We start from the raw sequence: 18489 nt of genomic DNA, 5'->3' as shown, positions 1-18489 counted from the left end.
ATGTCATAGTCGGGGCGCCTCTTCGCTCTCGCGGTCAGCGGGGCAGGGCCGAGCGACGCCAGCCCCCGGCCCCGTGCGTCAACGGCCCGAACGCCGGGCGGGCACGTTCGGCCCACAGGGAGGTACGGCGAGGGGCCGCTTCGCCCGCCTCTGCCGAGCCTGCGACGCTTGCGAGAACGACCACCAGAGCGGCGACCTGCTCGGGGGTGGGGGTGCCCCGCAGCTGGACGATCGGGGAGACGGGCGCGAGGCCGCGCCGGAGATCCTTGGCGGTCACAGCGGGATGTTGCCGTGCTTCTTGGGGGGCAGGGTTTCGCGTTTGGTGCGGAGTACGCGTAGGGCGCGGGTGATGTGGGTGCGGGTTTGGTGGGGTGGGATGACGGCGTCGATGTAGCCGCGTTCGGCGGCGATGTAGGGGTTGGCGAGGGTGTCTTCGTACTCGGCGATCTTTTCGGCGCGGGTGGCGGTGGGGTCTTCGGCGTTGGCGAGTTCCTGGCGGTAGAGGATGTTGACCGCGCCTTGCGCGCCCATGACGGCGATCTGTGCGGTGGGCCAGGCGAAGTTGAGGTCGGCGCCGAGGTGTTTGGAGCCCATGACGTCGTAGGCGCCACCGTAGGCCTTGCGGGTGATGACGGTGACCTTGGCGACGGTGGCTTCGGCGTAGGCGTAGAGGAGTTTGGCGCCGCGGCGGATGATGCCGTCCCATTCCTGACCGGTGCCGGGTAGGAAGCCGGGCACGTCGACGAAGGTGAGCACCGGGATGTTGAAGGCGTCGCAGGTGCGGACGAAGCGGGCGGCTTTCTCGGAGGCGGCGATGTCGAGGGTGCCGGCGAACTGCATCGGCTGGTTGGCGACCACGCCGACGGGGCGTCCTTCGACACGGCCGAGACCGACGATGATGTTCTGTGCGTAGAGGGGTTGAACCTCGAGGAAGTCACCGTCGTCGAGGACGTGTTCGATGACCTGGTGCATGTCGTAGGGCTGGTTGGCCGAGTCGGGGATCAGGGTGTCCAGTTCCCGGTCGGTGTCGCTGATGTCCAGGCTGGCCGGGGTGTCGTGCACGGGGGGTTCGTCGAGGTTGTTCGACGGTAGGTAGGACAGCAGGGTCTTGACGTAGTCGATGGCGTCCTGCTCGTCGCTGGCGAGGTAGTGGGCGTTGCCGCTACGGGTGTTGTGGGTACGGGCACCACCGAGTTCCTCCATACCGACGTCTTCACCGGTGACGGTTTTGATCACGTCGGGGCCGGTGATGAACATGTGGGAGGTCTGGTCGACCATCACGGTGAAGTCGGTGACCGCCGGGGAGTAGACGGCCCCGCCGGCGCACGGGCCCATGATCAGCGAGATCTGGGGGATGACGCCGCTGGCCCGTACGTTGCGGAAGAAGATCTCGCCGTAGAGGCCGAGGGAGGCCACGCCTTCCTGGATCCGGGCGCCGCCGGAGTCGTTGATGCCGACGACCGGACAGCCGATCTTCATGGCCAGGTCCATCACCTTGACGATCTTCTCGCCGAACACCTCACCGAGAGATCCGCCGAAGACCGTGAAGTCCTGCGCGAAGACACACACCTGCCGGCCGTCGACCGTGCCGTAGCCGGTGACCACACCATCACCGTACGGGCGGGTCCGCTCCAGGCCGAAGTTCGTGGACCGGTGCCGGGCGAACTCGTCCAACTCGACGAACGAACCCTCGTCGAGCAGCATCTCGATCCGCTCCCGCGCGGTCTTCTTCCCCCGGGCGTGCTGCTTCTCGACCGCACGCGCCGACCCGGCGTGCACCGCCTCGTCGACCCGGCGTTCCAGGTCCGCCAACTTCCCGACTGTCGTGTGGATGTTGATCCCACCGCCGGTGGAGGGGCCGGTTTGTGCGCTCATCGCTCTGTCCTCTGTTCGGGAAGGTGAAGAAGAGTCGCCTCGATCGATCAGGTCGCGCGGGCGCGGCTGCCTCGCGGCCGTCGCTCGCCAGCGGGCAGCGCCCCGCGCAGGATCGCGAGGCGCTCACACTGGTCGAACTCGATCCGAGGGCCGGCCCGTAGGGGTACGCGGCGGAAGCGCTGCCCGATCGCCGCCGCGGCACCCGGGGGATCAGCCCTCGGCGGGACTGATGACGGCGCGGAGGAACTCCTCGGTGCGAGCGTGAGAGGGCCGGTTGAAGATCACCTCCGGGGTGCCCTGCTCGAGGATCCTCCCCTGGTCCATCACGATGACACGGTCGGCGACCTGGGCGGCGAAGCGCATCTCGTGAGTCACGATGATCATCGTCATGCCTGACTCGGCGAGGTCTCGCATCACCTTGAGGACCTCGCCCACGAGCTCGGGATCCAGTGCGGAGGTCGCCTCGTCGAAGAGCATCGCCTTCGGCTCCATCGCCAGCGCACGGGCGATGGCGACGCGCTGTTGCTGGCCGCCGGAAAGCTCGTGGGGGCGGTTGTCCACCCGATCCGCGAGGCCCATCCGGGTGAGGAGCCGTAGGGCGCGCTCCCGTGCCTCGTCCTTGGGTACCTTCCGGACGCGAACCGGCGGCATCATCACGTTCTCGAGGGCGGTGAGGTGGGGGAACAGGTTGAATCGCTGGAACACCATCCCGAGTTCGAGTCGGGCCAACCGGACGGCCTTGGCGTTCATCCGGTGCCGGCCGTTCGTCGCGTCCTGGATGACGGTCCCGTCGACCGTGATGCGCCCGGAGTCGATGGTTTCCAAGGCGTTGATCATCCGGATCAGCGTGGTCTTGCCCGACCCGCTGGGCCCGATGACGACGGCGACCTCACCTTCGGCGACGTCCAGGTCGACGCCGCGGAGCACCGGAATCTCGCCGAACGTCCGGTGAATGTTCTCGACCCGGATGAGGGGTTGGCGGGTGGCTCTGGCGAGCTGTTCGGTGGCGGTCACGCGACAGGCTCCTTCTCCGCTTCGACGGGTGCGGGCACCGAGGACTTCTTGCGGGGACGCGGCCGGCTGAGCTCGAGATGGGCCTCGAGGCGACGGAGCAGCAGGCTCGTCGGGTAGCTGACCGCGAGGTAGAGGAACCCGATCACGGCGTAGACCTCCATGTAGCGGAAGGTCTCCGAACCGATCACCTGCCCGGTGAACAGAAGCTCTGCCACGGACACGGTCGACGCGAGGGCGCTGTCCTTGAACAGGGAGACCGCATAGTTGCCCGTCGGGGGCAGGGCGATTCGCATCGCCTGGGGCAGGATCACCGAACGCATCATCGTCGGCCAGTCCATGGCCAGGGCAGCGCTCGCCTCCCACTGCCCCCGATCGACGGTGCGGATCGCGCCCCGGAAGATCTCGCTCAGATACGCGCTCGTGTTGGCACCGAGGCCGAGGATCGCCGCGGTGAGCGGGGAGAACTGGATCCCCATGGCGGGCAGTGCGAAGTAGGCGAAGAACAGTTGAAGGATCAGGGGGGTGCCGCGGAGGACCTCGACGTAGATCGTCGCCGGCACGTAGAGGTACCACCTCCGCCGGTTGAGCCTCATCATCGCGATGACGAGTCCGAGCAACAAGGCGAGGATGAACGCGCCGATCGTGATGGCGACGGTGTATTTCATCCCCTCGAGCAGGCGCGGCAGCCACTCCTTGGTCAGGTCCAGGGTCATGTCATCCCTTGAGCGGATTCGGTGGGTTGAGGGGCGCGAAGCTCTTACGTCCGCGGGACGAGATGCATCCCATGGTTTCGACGAGGAGCTGGGCGCACAGGAAGGAGGTGATCTGGTTCGGTGTGTCGACCATGGGGTTCAGTTCGACGATGTCGAGGCCGCAGACGTCGAGGTTCCGGGAGACGGCCGCGAGGACGTCCCGCAGGTGCTCGTAGTCGAGGCCACCTGGCTCAGGGGTGGCGACCCCCGGCACGATGGCCGCGTCGAGCACGTCCAGGTCGACGCTGATGTAGACGGGTAGATTCGGGTCCAGCTCGGCGAGGACGCGCTCCGGCCCGTCACGGAGGTAGTCCTTCGTCGTGAGGACCCGGTTGCCGTCCGCGATGGTGTCGCGATAGTGGTGCTCGGGGGTGCGGAAGCTGCGCATCCCGACCTGCACGATGTGCCGCACGGTGGGCAGCCCGTGGGCCAGGCGGACCGGGTTCCCGTGGCTCTGGGTGACTCCGTGGACGAACGGCTGGTAGTCCAGGTGCGCGTCGAAATGGAGGAACTGCACGTCCTGCCCGTAGGCGCGCAGGACCGGATAGGTGGCGGCGTGATCGCCGCCCACCACGATCGGGGTAGCGCCCCGATCGAGGACGGTCGACACAAGGTCGGTGGCGTTCTGCCATGTCGCGTCGACGTTGGTGTAGATGACGTCCACGTCGCCGCAGTCGACGATGCGGTTCTCGGTCATCTCCTCCTCGAGGAACCGCTCGCCGGAGTTGATGTCCCAGAAGCCTTCGCGGCCACCGGTGTTGCACGACCGGAAGCGCAACGACAGTTCCCGCACCCGGCGGGGGCCGAGACGGGCGCCCGGGAGCCAGCCGGAACCCTCGTCGCACGGGAAGCCGATGAAGGCGAAGTCCGCGTCGAGGGAGGCAGGGTCCGCGCACACGGGGCCACGCAGGAAGGTGGCGATCCCCGTGAACGCCAGGTCCAACCGGGTGGTCGAACTCGGGTTCTCGACGGGCGTCACCATGTCACAGCTCCAACCAGGTGTCGGCCGGGCTCAGGCCCGCGTCCTCGAAGATCCTCTTGACCGTTCCGTCGGCCTTCATCTCCTTGAAGACCGCGCTGAAGTCGTCGACGAATGCCCGGTTCTGCGGAGCCACCGCGAGAGCGTTGTCGCTGTCCTGCTTGTCGACCGGGGCGTAGCCCGTCGAGAGTTCCATCTTGAGGTTGGGGTTCTGCTTGATCGCCAGAGCCGCGATCGAGGCGTCCGCGAGAACGCCCTGGACCCGGCCGGTCTGGATGTCCTGGAACGCCTCGTAGATCGTGCCGTACACCTTCACGGTGATCTGCTTGCCGTTGGGGCAGGTCGCGCTCGCCTTCTTCAGGCTCTCGGCCCAGACGGTGCCCTTGTAGGTGGCGCCCGTGTGGCCACACAGGCCCGTGAGGTTCTGGATGCCCAACGGATTCCCCTTGGCCACCGCCAGGCCCTCGGTGTTGTAGAAGAGAACGTCGGTGAAGGCGACGTGCTTCTCGCGCTCGGGAGTGCGGTACATGGCGTCGCCCATGACCTGGATTCGGCCGCTGGTGAGGGCCGGGATCAGGCTGTCGAAGGGCATCGGAACCGGCTGGACCTTGGCCTCGATGCCCTTGCGCTTGAGGTACTCCCTGATGAGTTCCGGGATGATGCCCTCCGCCTTGCCGTCCTTCACCGCAGACCAGGGCTCGTCGTTGGAGGTCCCGATGGTGACGACCTTGCTCTGCTTGATCTCGGTGAGAAGATCCTTGGACGCCGAGGTCGAGCCCGGCCCTGACGCGCACGCCGGCAGTGACATCGCGGCGATGACGGCGAGGCCCAGGGATATCTTGCGACTGCGCATCGCGTAGCTCCTGCTCTCGAGTGTGTTCCCGATCACCGGGGTACAGGAGATCCTGCACCCTAACCCTTGGTGGCGCAAGAGATCTCGGCATACTCCTGCTGGTAGTCGGGTTGTTGCGTCTCGGACTTGCGTCATCGTGGGTAACTGGTGCAAGACTGAGTGAGTCGGAAGCCCGCCCAGGCTGCCGCCCGCCACCCAAGGAGCTGCCATGAACACGACGCCAGACATCCCGACGATCTCCCTCAACAGCGACATCGGAGAGGGGTTCGGCGTGTGGTCCGTGGCCGACGACCGGGCCCTGCTCGAACTGGTCACGGACGCCAACGTCGCGTGCGGCTTCCACGCCGGTGACCCCGACATCCTCCTGCGGACCTGCCGCGACGCGGCCGAGCTCGGTGTGACGGTGGGCGCGCAGGTCGGGTACTTCGACCTGCGCGGCTTCGGCCGCCGCTTCATCGACGTCCCGCCCGCGAGCCTCGCGGCCGACGTGCTCTACCAGCTGGGCGCCCTGGAGGCGATAGCTCGAGCGTGTGGTCTGTCGATCGCCTACCTCAAGGTCCACGGGGCGCTCTATCATGCCTGCGTCCAGCGCCCGGACATGGCGCGGGCCATCGCGGAAGGGCTCACCATGTTCGGGCGCGACATCCCCGTTCTGTGCCAGCCGGGCACGAGCTTCGCCGCCGCTGTCGGCGACGCCGGCTGCCGGCTCCTGCGCGAGGGCTACATCGACCGGGCGTACCAGCCGGACGGCCTGCTGGTTCCGCGCGGGCAGGACGGCGCGATGATCACGGACCCGGAGGTCGCGGCCCGGCGGGCCGTCCAGATCGCCACGACCAGGACGGTGACGGCGATCGACGGATCGACTCTTCCCCTTGAGGTGGACTCGGTCTGTATCCACTCGGACTCCCCTGGCGCCGAAAAGATCGCGCAGGCGGTACGGGCGGCGCTCGAGGACGAGGGAGTGGCGCTGCGAGGTCTCCTTGCCTGATCCGGCCAAGCGCTGCGCGGACGTCATCCTGCGGGTGCACCGGCTCGCGCGGACCGGCGCCCTGATCGACCTGGGGCGGCTCGAGCACGCGAAGATGGTTGCCGCACAGGCCCGCCAGGTCGACGTCGACGGGTGGCTGTGGGAGGTCATTCCGGCGGCGCGGACGGTGTATCTCCAGGCCGCCCCGGAGCACCTCGACGAGATCCTGGTCCGGCTGAGAGACGCTCCGGTGGCGGCGGTCGTGCAGCAGGAGCGGCGGCTCGTCGAGATCCCGGTCCGCTACGACGGGCAGGACCTCGACTACGTCGCCGAGCAGCTCCGCATGGACGTCGACACCTTCGTGCACCGCCACTCGACGACGGAGTACGAGGTGGAGTTCTTCGGCTTCGCCCCCGGTCAGGCCTTCTTCGGCGAACTGCCGGACGACCTACGGCTGCCGAGAAGGAGCGTTCCGCGTACGAGGGTCCCGTCGGGAGCCCTGGCCATCGCGAACGAGTTCACCATCATCTACCCCGAGCAGTCACCAGGCGGCTGGCATCTCATCGGGCATCGGGCCGGACCGCCGCTGTGGGATCCGCACGCCGATCCGCCCAGCCGATTGCGTATCGGGGATCGAATCCGGTTCCGGGACGTGACATGATCCGTGTTCTTACCACTGGGCCGCTCGCCACAACCCAGGATCTCGGCCGTTGGGGCTGGGGACACCTGGGGGTGCCGCGCAGCGGCCCGGCGGACGCACCCAGCCACCACCTGGCCAATCGGCTCGTCGGCAACGCCGTCGACGCGGCGACGATGGAGGTGCTGCGCGGGGGCCTCACGGTGGAGTTCCTCGAGCCCGCGCTCTTCGCCATCGCGGGCGCTCCCGTCGGAGTCCGCCTCGACGGAGTCCCGGTGGCGTTCGGTGCCAGCGTCTGGGCGCGGGCCGGGGCGGTCCTGTCGCTGGCGGTGCCACCCTTCGGGCTGTGGAGCTACCTTGCCGTTCGGGGGGGCCTCGATGTCGAGCCCCAACTCGGGAGCCGATCGGTGGACACCCTGTCGGGAATCGGGCCGCCACCGCTGACGCCGGGCCAGGTGGTGCCGATCGGCGGCCTCGTGGCCGGACCGCCGGCTGCGGCCGACGCGCTGATCGGGCTGTGCGATCGCCGGGACGTCGAGCTGCGTGTCTCGCCCGGGCCGAGACACGAGTGGTTCACCCGCCAGGCGCAGGAGCTGCTGGTGAGCACGGCCTGGACGTTGAGCGCCGACACGAATCGGATCGCGGCCCGTCTGACGGGGCCGGAACTGGTCCTCGTCGAACCCCGCCAGCTACCGACGGAGGGGTTGCAGATCGGCTCGATCCAGGTGCCCCCCTCGGGGCAACCGATCGTCCACCTGGCCAATCACCCACCCACGGGGGGCTATCCCGTAATCGCCGTCGTCGACGAGTCGGATCTGCCGGTGCTCGCGCAGAGCCTGCCGGGGACCGTGGTGCGCTTCGTCAGGCGGGCGCCGGGGCGGGCCTGACGCGCGGCGCGGCCCGGAGCTGATCTCCGGGCCGGCCGCGGCTACGGACCGGTCAGGCGCACCGACACGGCAGAACGGCGGTGATCTCCACGGAGAATCCGGGCAGGTTCGACTGGACGATGGCTCGTGACGGGGGAACCGCGCCGACGAACTCGGCCCAGATCGAGTCGAACGTCCCGCGCTGCTCGACGTCGGTGAGGTACACCGTGCAGAAGGCCGCCTCGGCGAGCGAGGAGCCGGCCGCCTGGGCGATGGCTTCGAGGTTCGTGAGGGTCTGGCGGGCCTGGGTCTCGAACGGCGCGTCGTTGAGTCGGGTGCCGTCGGGCAGACGGGGGGTCTGCCCGGCGACGTGAACCAGTCCGCCGGCGCAGACGGCCTGCGAATAGGTGCCGGCCGGGGGTGGGGCGTCGGCGGTGGTGATGATGCGGCGGTCGGTGTGCAGGCCCATGTCAGGTGGTCCTCTGTCGTTGGAATCGGTCGTAGAGTCTGCGCTCCAGCCCCCGATCCTGCTTGGCGGAGAGCTCGAGCAGGCGTAGGACCAGGGCGTTCGCGATGGCGGAGGGAGCCACCGCGGAGTTGAAGAAGGTCTGGGTCTCGTATCGGGTCATCAGGGTCCGGACGAGCGGATCGATCGGGATCGGGGCAAGGGCGCTGTCGGTGACGACGACCGAGTTGGCGCCGACCGCGGTGGCCTGCTCGACGGCCTGGAGCGAGCGTTCGTCGTAGACGGGAAAGGTGAAGGCGAGCACCGCGTCGTCGGGCCCGATGAGGTCGACGTCGTCGAGGACGGTCCCTCCGACCGCCCCGATGAGCCTGGTGTTCATGAAGTGCCGGAGGTGGAACTCCACGGTGTACGCGAGACCGAACGCTGATCGAAAGCCGACGACGTGGAGCAGCCTGGCGCCGTGCAGCGCCTCGGCACAGTCGTGCAGCGCCTGGTAGTCGAAGGATTCGACGGTCTGGCTCAGGGCGTCCAGATCGCCGCGCAGCGAGCTGTGGACGCGCCCGTCACGCGGCGAGGTGGTGCCGGCGACCTGGGTGGCGGCGCGTTGCTCGGCGGCGCGGCGGATGGCCGCTTGCATGTCCGGGAAGCCCTCGTAGCCCATCCTGATGGCGAAACGGACAACGGTCGACTCGCTGACTCCGAGCTTTTCCGCGATCCGCAGCGCGGTGAGTTGCGCGGCCTCGCGTGGCTGCGTGATGCAGTACCGGGCGATCTTGCGCTGACTCGCGCTGAGCAGGTCTTCCTTGCGGCGCACCCGCTCGGGCAGGGTCTCGTCATCTCGCGGCATGGCACCGTCCCGATGCCATGTCCAGGGCAGGGCGGCCTGCGCCTGGACCATGCTCTTGCATCATCTCAGGCAATAGTGCAGGATCTTGTGGCATGACCGCAGAGCATACACCGGATGATGGCTCGTTCATGGGAAGAACGGTCGGCGTGTTCGACGCAGGGATCGGCGGACTTCCCATCGCGCGTGCCGTCACGCGCAGCCTGCCCGGTGTGGCGATCAGCTACCTGGCCGATTCCGGCCGCCGCCCGTACGGGCCCCAGCCGGGCGCGACAGTGGCCAGGTACGTCCGCCAGGCGGAGCGGTTCTTCGCCGACCAGGGTGTCGACGTGTGGGTCATCGCGTGCAACACCGCCAGTGTCGTGGCTCCCGCGACCGACGAGCGCCTGGTGCCGTGTGTCGACATGGTCGAGGCGGTCGGTCGCGTCCTGCCACCCGCGACGGCTGGCCGGGTGGCTCTGCTCGGCACGTTGGGCACGATCGTCAGCGGAGCGATCCCGCGTGCGTACCCCGACCACGACTGGGTGCCCATGCCCACGGAGGCGCTGCTTCGCCACGCCGAGGAGGGCGACGCCAGCTCACCCGCGGTGGCCGACCTTCTCCGGCAACTGCGACACGAGCTCGGCCGGAGCGGGGCGACCCACGCCGTCCTGGCGTGCACCGACTACACATGCATCCTGCCGGCCATGATCGACGCGTTGCCCGGAATCGCGCTCCTGGACCCCCTCGACGGGGCGGTGCAGGCCGTGTGCGACATCGTCCGATCGGTCACGACCGATGCGACGCCGACAGCGGCCCCGGAGTCACCCGGGCACGAGCTGTCGGTCACCGGTCACCACCCCGTCGACATTCCCGCGCTCGCCCGGGAGACATACGGGCTCGAATTCACCACCACCGCCACCGTCAACATCGATCTCACAGAGAGCTGAGGCCGTACCATGATCTTCAATCCGGCCGATCGGATCCTCCGTCTCGCGGGTCCCCACCTCCAGGCCACCCATGGCAAGGGCCTCAGGGAGCTTGAGCGCGAGCTTGAGCGCCAGCCCGCCGGACCCGACTTCCTCGACATCACCTACGCGGACACGCACCGATTCCCGCCCGTCGACTGGGCGATCGAGGAGTTCTCGAAGGCGGCGAGCGGCGCCGGGATGACGTACACGCCCTACCGGGGCGACGCCGGTGTGCGATCCGCGGTGGCCGGCAACGTCAGCGGCCTGCTGGGGCTCGAATTCGATCCGGATCGCGAGGTCATCCTGACCCCGGGAACCCAGGCCGGGCTGTACTCCGCGCTCGCCGCGATGATCAACCCCGGCGACAAGGTCGTCGTCCCCGATCCGGACTACATCACGAGCGACCGGTCCGTCCGATACTTCGGCGCGGAGGTGCTTCCCGTTCCGCTCGTCTGGGAGGCGGGGCAGGCGCCGAGGCTCGACCTCGACGTGCTTCGGGCCCAGTTGGCCAAGCAGCCGAAGCTCGTCATGTTCTCGCACCCCAACAACCCCACGGGCGCGGTGTTCACCCCGGAGCACGTCAACGAGATCGCGCAGGCGATCCTGGAGTCCGACGCGTTCGTCATCGTCGACCAGCTCTACTGCCGCCTCGTCTACGACAAGGCGCCGTTCGCCCACCTGGCGGCCGTGCCCGGGATGCGGGAGCGGACCCTGACGACTCTCGGCCCGAGCAAGACGGAGTCGCTCAGCGGATACCGGATCGGGGTCGCGGTCGGCCCGGCGGACCTCATCACCCGGATGGAAGATGTCATGGGCATCGCCTCACTCCGGGCGCCCGCGTACGCCCAGCACGTCCTGGCCCGGTGGATCAAGGACGACGAGGACTACGTACAGCAGCGGATCGGCGAGTACCAGGCGCTGCGTGACCAGAGCATGACGGCTCTCCTCGACATTCCCGGCGTCGACGTGCGGCGTTCCGGCGGGTCGGCGTACCTGTTCCCCTCGTTCTCCGGCCTGCAGGCGAGCGACCAGGACGTGGCCCTGGCGCTCAAGCGCGAGGCGGGACTCGTGGTGAACCCCGGATACCAGTTCGGCGCCGGCGGGACCAAGCACTTCCGGATCTGCTTCGCCCAGGACGAGCAGGTCTGGGCGGCGGCCCTGGTGCGGATGCGGGCGGTGCTCGAATCCTTCCCCACGGCGGTCTGAGGTGTCCCGCTACTTCACCGATGCCGAGTACGACCGGCGTTGGGCCGCCGTCATGGCCGAGGTCGAGCGACGCCGGCTCGACACCGTCGTGATCTGGGGCCGAGCCGGTGGCCAGTTCGAGCACTGCGGCGACATCCTCTACCTGTCCAACCACTTCGCGATCAGCGCGGGCGCGGACTCCGCGATCTGGAACGCGCGGTCCTTCGCGGCGCTGATCGTGCGGCCCGGCCACGAACCCGAGCTGCACATCGACGAGCCTGATCCTCGAATGGACCGCCTCGCCGTGCGGGACGTCCGGTGGAGCTCGGACCCCGTCCGGGCCGTGGGCGAGCGACTCCGCGAGCTCGGCATCTCCGGTCAGGTGGGCTTCGTCGGGACGAACTTCTTCCCGATCAAGTACTACCAGCAGCTTTCCGAGCTGTGCCCGCAGATCGACTGGCGTCCCGAGGACGACCTCGTCAAGACGGTCCGGAAGATCAAGAGTGCCGCGGAACTCGACTGTTACCGGCACGCCGGCGAGACCGCGTCGCTTGCCCTGACCCGGCTGATGTCCGGGCTCATCGGTGGCGAGAAGGAGGCCGTCGCGGCCGGCGCGGCCTCCCAGATCGTCGTCGAGCGGGGCGGCCGGATCCAGCTGATGGGCACCACCCACGGGGAGCACATCGGCTACCAGTGCGCCGAACCGCTGACCGGATACAGCCAGTTGGCTCCGCAGCCGGGTGACCTGGTGGCCGGGATGGTCCACGGCCCCATGTACCAGGGCTACTACCTGGACCCGGCCCGCGAGTGGGTGTGCGGGGGCCGGCCGTCGGGGGCGCAGCGCGGTCTGATCGAGGCCACGGTCGAGATCGTCGAGGAGCTCTGCGCCATGATCCGGCCGGGCGTCCGTCTCCTCGACGCCGCTCGGCGCGGCGACGAACTGACGGCGCGCTACGGGGGAGACGACTCGCCGACCTCGAAGTTCTTCCCCTTCTACGGGCATGGGGTCGGAATGTTCTTCGAGACTCCTCGGATCGGGAGCGCCCTGTCCGCGCCGGACGACATCTTCGAGGAGGGGATGGTCCTCGGGGTCGAGGCGTTCCTCGCCAGGGACGGCGTCGGCAGTTGCCTTATCGAGGACAACGTCATCGTGAACGCGCACGGGGTCGAGCTGCTCACGACAACCCCGTTGAGGTGGGACGCATGAGCGGCACCGACCCGTTCGTGCTGGCGGTTTCCCGGGTCCACGACGGCCTGGGATTCCTGCCGGATGACGACTACGTCGTCGTCGTCGCCGAGGGCACCGTCGTCGACCTCGGTCCCAGGGCCCGGCTGCTCGGCAGGTACTCCGCGCTCCCGCTCGTCGACCACTCCGGTGCCGTGCTGACGCCAGGGTGGATCGACGCCCATGTCCACTCGACGATGCCGGGGAACGGGCGTCCCATCGAGGAGGTGGCCCCGGCCCCCTTCGAGACGAGGATCGCCGTCGCGACGGCCAACCTGCGGGCGCACCTGGCCGGTGGCGTGACCACCGTCCGTGACCTGGGCTCTCATCTGGACTACCTGGCATGGTCCCCGGGACCGGGCCTCATGCCGCGGGTACTTCGTTACGGAATGCCGATCACCGCCGAGCGCGGGCACATGCACCTCTTCGGTGGGGCCCTCGGGGCGGCACGCACCGTCACCGATGTCGCACGGGCCAACCTGGCGGCCGGGGCGGACGGGCTCAAGCTCGTCGCCAGCGGCGGCGGAACCCTCGGTACGGTGCCACACGAGACGACCCTCACGAGCGACCAGATCGCCGAGGCGGTCCGGCTCGCTCATGCCCAGGGCAAGCGGGTGACGGTCCACGCCCTGACCAACGGCGCGATCCTCGCCGCGACCGCGGCGGGGGCGGACGGCATCGAACACCTGGGATTCCTCGCGGCGGACGGGCTCAGCCACGTCCAACAGGAAGCGCTTGAGGCTGCCGTCGCGGCGGGGGTCGTCTTCGGCAGCACGCTCGGCTGCAACGAGGCGTACCTGCACCTGTCGGGCTCGAACGGCACCGTCGAACATGACGAGCAGTCCGTACGGACCGAGTACTACCGCCGCAACGCCGACCGGGTGCTCGGTGCCGGTGGGCGGATGGCGGTCGGGACCGACGCCGGATGGAAGCACACGCCCTTCGGGGCGTATGTACGCGAGCTCCAGCCGCTCGCCGGAGCCGGGGTGCCCGCCGAACGGCTCCTGCACCTGGCGACAGCCGGTAACGCGGACGCGCTCGGCGTGCCCGGACTTACCGGGATGATCCGTCCCGGTCACCCCGCCGACCTCGTGGTCATCGACGGGGTTGACTTCGCGGCGCGGGCGCCCAAGGTCGTCGAGGTGGTCGTCGCCGGCCGGCGACTCGTCTCGTCGGAGACCCAGTGGTGACCGGCGCGACGCACCGGGCCCAGCCCAACGGCACACGGCATGTCCTGGTGACAGGTGCCTCCCGGGGCATCGGCCGCGCGGTGGCGGTGAGGTTCGCGGAGGCGGGCGACCGGGTCGCCGTCCACTATCTGGGGCGGGCGGCGGACGCGCAGCGTACGATGCGGCTCCTGCCCGGCGACGGACACGCGCTGATCCAGGGAGACCTGTCCTCCCCGCAGGAGTGCCGAAGGGTCGTCGAGGGAGCCGAGCGGGCACTCGGCGGCCTCGACATCGTCGTCAACAACGCGGCGGTCGCGACGTCCCCCGCCCTCCGGCATCCTGTCGTCGGGACGGACTTCGCGACCTGGGCCGGCATGTGGCGGCAGTTCACGGACATCAATCTCCTCGGGGCTGCCCACGTGTCCTGGGCCGCGGCCCAGGCCATGGTCGCCGCGGCCGTCCGCGGTCGGATCATCAACATCGGTTCGCGGGGTGCCTTCCGAGGCGAGCTGGAACATCCCGCGTACGCGGTGACGAAGGCGGCGTTGCATGCTCTCGGGCAGTCCCTCGCGATCGCGTTGGCGCCGCACGGGATCGCGGTGACCAGCATCGCCCCCGGGTTCACCGCCACCGAGCGCGTGGCCGAGCGGTTCGGCACCGAGATCCCTGCGAGGATCACCGCCGACAGTCCGTTCGGGCGCATCGCCACCCCTGACGAGGTCGCCGCCGCGGTGCTGTATCTCGCGTCACCCGAGGCCGAGTGGGCGTCCGGTGCGATCCTCGATCTGAACGGCGCCTCGCATCTCCGCTAGGCGTGGCGGGTCGGGACGGCCGAGGAGTCGCTGCTGGGCCCGCCCGGCCCCGTCGGGCCGGGCGGGCCGCCGAGGGGCAGGTCCGCCGCCGGGTGCAGCCGACGGATTCCCGGCACCGCCAGGCCCACCACCAGCACCCCGACGCCGGCCCAGGCCAGGAACGCGAACGACGTGGAGTGGTCCGTCGCGAGAATCCCGAGCCCGGGGCGGGCCACGGCGATGCCCACTCCGCTCAGGCAACTGATCACGCCGAACGCCAGCGCCCGTACCGGCTGCGGGGTGACCTCGTTGGTCAGCACCTCCAGGACGGTCGTGCCCAGGGCGTAGCCGAACCCCATCAACGGCAGGAACAGAAACGGGCCCAGCCACGGCAGCTGACCGGTGGCCACCAGAGCGGCGAGGACGAGCAGGAACGCCGCCGCCAGGGCGGGCCGGCGGTGTGACCGCCCCACGTACCCGGCCGCCAACCCACCGAGCACGGAGGCCGCCGCGAACGCCGCGTACATCGATCCGGTCAGTGCCGCGGACAGGCCCAGTTCGAGCGCCAGTGGCTGGAACAGGATGCGGGCACTCCACCCGAACAGCAGCAGGAGGACGCCCAGCCAACCGACCCGGCGGATCCGGGGATCGGCCGCCGCGCGACGGATGTCCGCCACCACCGACGACCACGTGGAGACCACCCGGGGCTTGCGGATCTCCGGCAGGGTGAGCGCGAGCAGGAACCCCACCGCGGCCAGCGCGGCGGTGACCGCGAACGGCAACCGGCGGTCCACCTCGTAGAGGTAGCCGGCCGCGAGGAGCGAGAGCAGTACGGACGCGTTGCCCACCGCCCGCACCAGCCCGAACGCCTTCGCCGGGCTGATCTCCAACTCGTCCTGGTCGCACAGTTCGTACAGGTAGGTACTGGCCGCGCCGGAGGTCAGCGCCCAGAGCACGCCCCAGAGCACCCACGTGCCGAACAGCATCGCCACGGACCGGATCTGGGTGATCGCGGCGAAGGTCAGCACCGTGCCGGCGGCCAGGGTGAGGTAGGTACGGCGTCGCCCGATCAGGTCGGCGGCCAGCCCGACGGGAAGTTCGCACACCACCACGACGATCCGGAACACGCCGTCGGCGAGCACCGCTGTTGTCAGCGGAAAGCCCAGATCCAGCAGGTAGATCAGCCAGACCGGGAACCAGAACTGCACTTCGAGCAGGAACTGGGTGATCGCGAAGATACGGACCGGGCGACTACGGAGAGCCGTTCTCATGTGCTCTTGTCGCTCCGGAAGAACAGGTAGATGATCACCAACAGCACCGACACCACCCCGGAGGAGACCACGATCGCGTCGGCGGGTTGCGCGGCGATCCACTCCACGATGGAGGACCTGCCCAGGTCGTAGGCCGCCATCTCGGGATCGTTGGCGATCGAGCGGCCGAACTCGGTCACGGTCAACGCCGTGCCGAGGATCGAGGTCACCGCGATACCCAACAGGATGAGGTCGGTGAACATCGCGGAGCGGGCCGTACGCCGGGCGGAGAGCTCCGCCAGTTGGCGCTCGCAGATCCCGATCTTGAACCGCACCGGCTGTTCGAGCAGGCTCTCGTAGTCCCAGAACGCCAGGATCGCGTCCATCTCCGCGCGTACGGCGCGCTTGAGGTACTTCGACAGCTCCCAGCGCTCCATGATGATCAGCTCGGCGCGTTGGCTCAGGCTCATCAGATGTCCCCTGAGCCGTTCGAGTTCCCAGCGCGAGCCCGCCGCCGCCGAGTCCGCGAGGATCTTCGACAGCCGGCTGTCGATCCGGTCCAGCACCCCGTAGAAGACCTGCGCGTACCGCAGCGCGTCCCACTGGTCGCGGAACGGGTCACCGGGCAGCATCCGGCCGCCCGCGCCGGTCCGGTCGAGGAAAATGTAGTTCAGCCATCGGACCAGGTGATGAACGTCCCCGTTCAGCAGCCGGTCCGCCGGATGGCCGTCGTCCCCGGGCGTCACCACGTCCTTGACCCAGTGCCGCACCGCCCGCTCGGCGGCCGGCTCGGACGGGTCGATCACGAGACTGCGGGTGACCCAGAGCGCCTCGCCGAACTCCGCCGTCACCGGGTCGCCGGCCGGGGTCGCCGGGACGACCAACCGCTCCTCCCGGTCGGCCCGGCGCAGCAGGTCCAGCACCGGGTTCACATACCGGCGGACGGCCTCGCGTGCCACCTGCTCACCCATCGCCACCGCCCGAGCCTGGACGTCGTCGAGGTGGGCTTCGAGTCCGTCGGAGTGCTCGGCGAGCGGCCCCAGGTCCGTCAGGATCTCCAGCAGCATCAGGCCGTGGTCGAACAGCCGGAAGCTGATCTCGGTGACCCCGCGGTGCAGGGCCTCGGTGGCGCCGGTGAACTCGTCCGGCAGGTGCTCCGGGCGCAACGTGCCGGTGAGGATGTGCAGGGTGCGCTCGACCGCGTAGTCGTCGATCGTGCGATAGAGGTTCAGCGAGCTCGTGGGCCGGGTGTGCTCCAACACGACGGTCGGCGGCGGTGGCCCGGGCTCGTCCGTGGCAGCGGGGGAGAGAACTCTCAACAGCTCGTCGACCGCCGGCTGCTGCGCGGCCCAGAACCGCGCGTACCCGTGGGGATCGCGCAGCGAGGCGCCGGGCACGGCGTAGTAGTCCACCACCACCGGGGCGAGGATCCGTAACTGGGTCATGACACCTTGGCTTCGAGCAGCAGGGCGCGGGCGTCGACGTGCAGAACCCGCCCTCGCGCCGGGCCGTTGGTGATCTTCACCCGAACGAGAATCCGCCCGCGGGGCGGGCCGGCGGAGCGGACGAACTGGTCGGGCCAGGTGAGCACCTGCGCTCGCGTGCCCTGCGGCGCGACCAGCACCAGGTTGCCATGCTCGTCGAGCAGCTCCACCAGCCCGGTCTCACCCACCGGGGTCAGGGTGACGTCGCGGAACGCGGACGGCTGGAGGCCCTCGACGAACTGCTCGTATTCGGTGCTCCGGCGGAGCTCGGCCAGCACCTGGTTGAACTTCTCCAGCACGGGCGCGGCCTCGGGGGTCCTGGCCATCATGAAGTACACGCCCTGCACCGAGTGGGTCAGCGGATTGTCGCCCTGCAGATAGCCGAAGTCGCGGGCGTCCCCGGCGAAGGACGGGTCGGCCAGCGCCGCCTGCCCGGGGAGCAACCCTTCGGCGAGTACGTCGATCCGGCCCTCCGCCAGCGCCTGGAAGCCGTCCAGGGTCGAGCCGAACTCCACCATCCGGGGGACCGCGGACTCCAGGTCGTTCCAGTAGTCGTACCCGCTGATGCCGCCGACGCGCAGAGCGCGCAGGTCCGCGGCCGTGGTGGCCCGCGGCTCGCCCTTGCGGCGGTCGTAGAAGAGCACGTACTCGAAGTCGATGAGCGAGTCGGAGACGAGCAGATCCTTCCGCCGCGACTCGCTGCCCACCAGCGGGAACGCTCCGACGGTGGCACCGGACCGGACCTGGTCCTCGGCCAGCGACCACGACGTGTACCTGACCTCGGGGGAGTAGCCGGCCCGGTTCAGCACCTCGACGACCAACTTCGTGACCGGCCCGCCGTCGGGCAGCTCCGGGCCGACGAACGGCGCCCAGTCGCCGGTCGAGACCAGCACCGGTCGGGCCGGTGAGGTGGGGGACGGCCGCAGGCCGACGGCCACGACCGCCACCGCCACGACCACCAGGACGAGCAGCACCAGCATCGGCCCCCAGGCCCGGAGTGGCTGCAGCAGCGCCGGGCGGCGCCAGTTCGGGGTCATGATCCGCATCCTAACCGGACGGATCCAGGGGCCCCGAGACCTCGACGAGGGGCGGATTAGGTGGCCGAGGCACCTCCGGGGGATGCACCGTCCGAAGCGGATGGTGTTTTCCATCCGTTCGCGGGGCGCGTCCCCCGGAGGCGAG

19 protein-coding genes are annotated in these 18489 nt (G+C 69.4%); 8 read left to right on the top strand and 11 right to left on the bottom strand.

Translation table 11 applies throughout. The features are described from left to right. Window positions 1-34 precede the first annotated feature (34 nt). The 6 genes from GA0070604_RS18910 to GA0070604_RS18885 all read right to left on the bottom strand — a co-directional run bounded on the left by GA0070604_RS18910 (window position 35) and on the right by GA0070604_RS18885 (window position 5473). Complete coding sequence (locus tag GA0070604_RS18910; RefSeq protein WP_091119921.1) at window positions 35-277, bottom strand: acyl-CoA carboxylase subunit epsilon; 243 nt, start codon at window positions 275-277, stop codon at window positions 35-37. Then, window positions 274-1875 carry an acyl-CoA carboxylase subunit beta gene (locus GA0070604_RS18905; RefSeq protein ID WP_091119918.1) on the bottom strand — a complete coding sequence of 534 codons (1602 nt, stop codon included), beginning with the start codon at window positions 1873-1875 and terminating at the stop codon, window positions 274-276. Before GA0070604_RS18905 ends, GA0070604_RS18910 begins: the two co-directional genes overlap by 4 nt. A 210-nt stretch (window positions 1876-2085) precedes the next feature. Further along, window positions 2086-2889 carry an amino acid ABC transporter ATP-binding protein gene (locus GA0070604_RS18900; protein ID WP_091119915.1) on the bottom strand — a complete coding sequence of 268 codons (804 nt, stop codon included), beginning with the start codon at window positions 2887-2889 and terminating at the stop codon, window positions 2086-2088. Beyond that, complete coding sequence (locus tag GA0070604_RS18895) at window positions 2886-3602, bottom strand: amino acid ABC transporter permease (protein WP_091119912.1); 717 nt, start codon at window positions 3600-3602, stop codon at window positions 2886-2888. Before GA0070604_RS18895 ends, GA0070604_RS18900 begins: the two co-directional genes overlap by 4 nt. Before the next feature lies 1 nt (window position 3603). Continuing rightward, on the bottom strand, window positions 3604-4623 hold the full coding sequence (locus GA0070604_RS18890; protein WP_091119907.1) for an arginase family protein: 1020 nt from the start codon (window positions 4621-4623) through the stop codon (window positions 3604-3606). Between the two features lies 1 nt (window position 4624). Next, complete coding sequence (locus tag GA0070604_RS18885; RefSeq protein ID WP_167363519.1) at window positions 4625-5473, bottom strand: substrate-binding periplasmic protein; 849 nt, start codon at window positions 5471-5473, stop codon at window positions 4625-4627. A gap of 235 nt (window positions 5474-5708) precedes the next feature. Between GA0070604_RS18885 and GA0070604_RS18880 the strand changes: the two genes are divergently transcribed. Genes GA0070604_RS18880 through GA0070604_RS18870 form a run of 3 tightly spaced genes read left to right on the top strand, consistent with a single transcriptional unit; the run spans window position 5709 to window position 7964 of the window. After that, on the top strand, window positions 5709-6461 hold the full coding sequence (locus tag GA0070604_RS18880) for a LamB/YcsF family protein (protein ID WP_208602316.1): 753 nt from the start codon (window positions 5709-5711) through the stop codon (window positions 6459-6461). Then, a complete protein-coding gene (locus GA0070604_RS18875) occupies window positions 6454-7101 on the top strand; it encodes a 5-oxoprolinase subunit B family protein (protein ID WP_091119897.1) in 648 nt (215 codons plus the stop codon). The genes GA0070604_RS18880 and GA0070604_RS18875 overlap by 8 nt, the downstream gene beginning before the upstream one ends. After that, a complete protein-coding gene (locus tag GA0070604_RS18870; RefSeq protein WP_091119893.1) occupies window positions 7098-7964 on the top strand; it encodes a 5-oxoprolinase subunit C family protein in 867 nt (288 codons plus the stop codon). The genes GA0070604_RS18875 and GA0070604_RS18870 overlap by 4 nt, the downstream gene beginning before the upstream one ends. A gap of 52 nt (window positions 7965-8016) precedes the next feature. Here GA0070604_RS18870 and GA0070604_RS18865 read toward each other — a convergent pair whose 3' ends face one another. Next, a complete protein-coding gene (locus GA0070604_RS18865; protein ID WP_091119889.1) occupies window positions 8017-8412 on the bottom strand; it encodes a RidA family protein in 396 nt (131 codons plus the stop codon). Between the two features lies 1 nt (window position 8413). After that, window positions 8414-9307, bottom strand: a complete 894-nt coding sequence (locus tag GA0070604_RS18860; protein WP_091119885.1) for a MurR/RpiR family transcriptional regulator — start codon at window positions 9305-9307, stop codon at window positions 8414-8416. Window positions 9308-9402: 95 nt separating this feature from the next. Here GA0070604_RS18860 and GA0070604_RS18855 point away from each other — a divergent pair, with 95 nt between their 5' ends. The 5 genes from GA0070604_RS18855 to GA0070604_RS18835 are packed head-to-tail and all read left to right on the top strand — an operon-like array spanning window position 9403 to window position 14594. Further along, a complete protein-coding gene (locus GA0070604_RS18855) occupies window positions 9403-10182 on the top strand; it encodes a glutamate racemase (protein ID WP_167363518.1) in 780 nt (259 codons plus the stop codon). Between the two features lie 9 nt (window positions 10183-10191). After that, window positions 10192-11409 carry an aminotransferase class I/II-fold pyridoxal phosphate-dependent enzyme gene (locus GA0070604_RS18850; protein WP_091119881.1) on the top strand — a complete coding sequence of 406 codons (1218 nt, stop codon included), beginning with the start codon at window positions 10192-10194 and terminating at the stop codon, window positions 11407-11409. A 1-nt stretch (window position 11410) separates the two neighbouring features. Further along, window positions 11411-12595, top strand: a complete 1185-nt coding sequence (locus GA0070604_RS18845; protein ID WP_091119878.1) for a M24 family metallopeptidase — start codon at window positions 11411-11413, stop codon at window positions 12593-12595. Continuing rightward, entirely contained in the window at window positions 12592-13803 is a 1212-nt protein-coding gene (locus GA0070604_RS18840; RefSeq protein ID WP_091119874.1) for an amidohydrolase family protein, read from the top strand. The genes GA0070604_RS18845 and GA0070604_RS18840 overlap by 4 nt, the downstream gene beginning before the upstream one ends. Window positions 13804-13850: 47 nt before the next feature. After that, the gene (locus GA0070604_RS18835; protein ID WP_091127251.1) at window positions 13851-14594 is read left to right on the top strand and encodes an SDR family NAD(P)-dependent oxidoreductase; all 744 of its coding nucleotides are present in this window, start codon (window positions 13851-13853) and stop codon (window positions 14592-14594) included. Here GA0070604_RS18835 and GA0070604_RS18830 read toward each other — a convergent pair. The 3 genes from GA0070604_RS18830 to GA0070604_RS18820 are packed head-to-tail and all read right to left on the bottom strand — an operon-like array spanning window position 14591 to window position 18344. Next, entirely contained in the window at window positions 14591-15844 is a 1254-nt protein-coding gene (locus GA0070604_RS18830) for an MFS transporter (protein WP_091119871.1), read from the bottom strand. The two genes, GA0070604_RS18835 and GA0070604_RS18830, sit on opposite strands and share 4 nt — an antisense overlap. Next, window positions 15841-17268, bottom strand: coding sequence for a hypothetical protein (locus GA0070604_RS18825; RefSeq protein ID WP_091119867.1), 1428 nt, complete (start codon window positions 17266-17268; stop codon window positions 15841-15843). Before GA0070604_RS18825 ends, GA0070604_RS18830 begins: the two co-directional genes overlap by 4 nt. Continuing rightward, on the bottom strand, window positions 17265-18344 hold the full coding sequence (locus GA0070604_RS18820) for a substrate-binding periplasmic protein (RefSeq protein ID WP_167363517.1): 1080 nt from the start codon (window positions 18342-18344) through the stop codon (window positions 17265-17267). The genes GA0070604_RS18825 and GA0070604_RS18820 overlap by 4 nt, the downstream gene beginning before the upstream one ends. Between the last annotated feature and the right edge of the window lie 145 nt (window positions 18345-18489).

It is taken from the genome of Micromonospora eburnea, from assembly GCF_900090225.1.
Taxonomy (GTDB): Bacteria; Actinomycetota; Actinomycetes; order Mycobacteriales; family Micromonosporaceae; genus Micromonospora; species Micromonospora eburnea.
The sequence above is the reverse complement of the archived record's forward strand: the minus strand, read 5'-3'. Positions and strand labels throughout refer to the sequence as shown.

Excerpts from the sequence above, each read along its gene's own strand:
- GA0070604_RS18865 (WP_091119889.1), bottom strand. The coding sequence starts at position 8,412 with ATGGGCCTGCACACCGACCGCCGCATCATCACCACCGCCGACGCCCCA.
- GA0070604_RS18860 (WP_091119885.1), bottom strand. The coding sequence starts at position 9,307 with ATGGTCCAGGCGCAGGCCGCCCTGCCCTGGACATGGCATCGGGACGGT.
- GA0070604_RS18870 (WP_091119893.1), top strand. The coding sequence starts at position 7,098 with ATGATCCGTGTTCTTACCACTGGGCCGCTCGCCACAACCCAGGATCTC.
- GA0070604_RS18905 (WP_091119918.1), bottom strand. The coding sequence starts at position 1,875 with ATGAGCGCACAAACCGGCCCCTCCACCGGCGGTGGGATCAACATCCAC.
- GA0070604_RS18850 (WP_091119881.1), top strand. The coding sequence starts at position 10,192 with ATGATCTTCAATCCGGCCGATCGGATCCTCCGTCTCGCGGGTCCCCAC.
- GA0070604_RS18840 (WP_091119874.1), top strand. The coding sequence starts at position 12,592 with ATGAGCGGCACCGACCCGTTCGTGCTGGCGGTTTCCCGGGTCCACGAC.
- GA0070604_RS18885 (WP_167363519.1), bottom strand. The coding sequence starts at position 5,473 with ATGCGCAGTCGCAAGATATCCCTGGGCCTCGCCGTCATCGCCGCGATG.
- GA0070604_RS18830 (WP_091119871.1), bottom strand. The coding sequence starts at position 15,844 with ATGAGAACGGCTCTCCGTAGTCGCCCGGTCCGTATCTTCGCGATCACC.
- GA0070604_RS18895 (WP_091119912.1), bottom strand. The coding sequence starts at position 3,602 with ATGACCCTGGACCTGACCAAGGAGTGGCTGCCGCGCCTGCTCGAGGGG.
- GA0070604_RS18890 (WP_091119907.1), bottom strand. The coding sequence starts at position 4,623 with ATGGTGACGCCCGTCGAGAACCCGAGTTCGACCACCCGGTTGGACCTG.
- GA0070604_RS18825 (WP_091119867.1), bottom strand. The coding sequence starts at position 17,268 with ATGACCCAGTTACGGATCCTCGCCCCGGTGGTGGTGGACTACTACGCC.
- GA0070604_RS18820 (WP_167363517.1), bottom strand. The coding sequence starts at position 18,344 with ATGACCCCGAACTGGCGCCGCCCGGCGCTGCTGCAGCCACTCCGGGCC.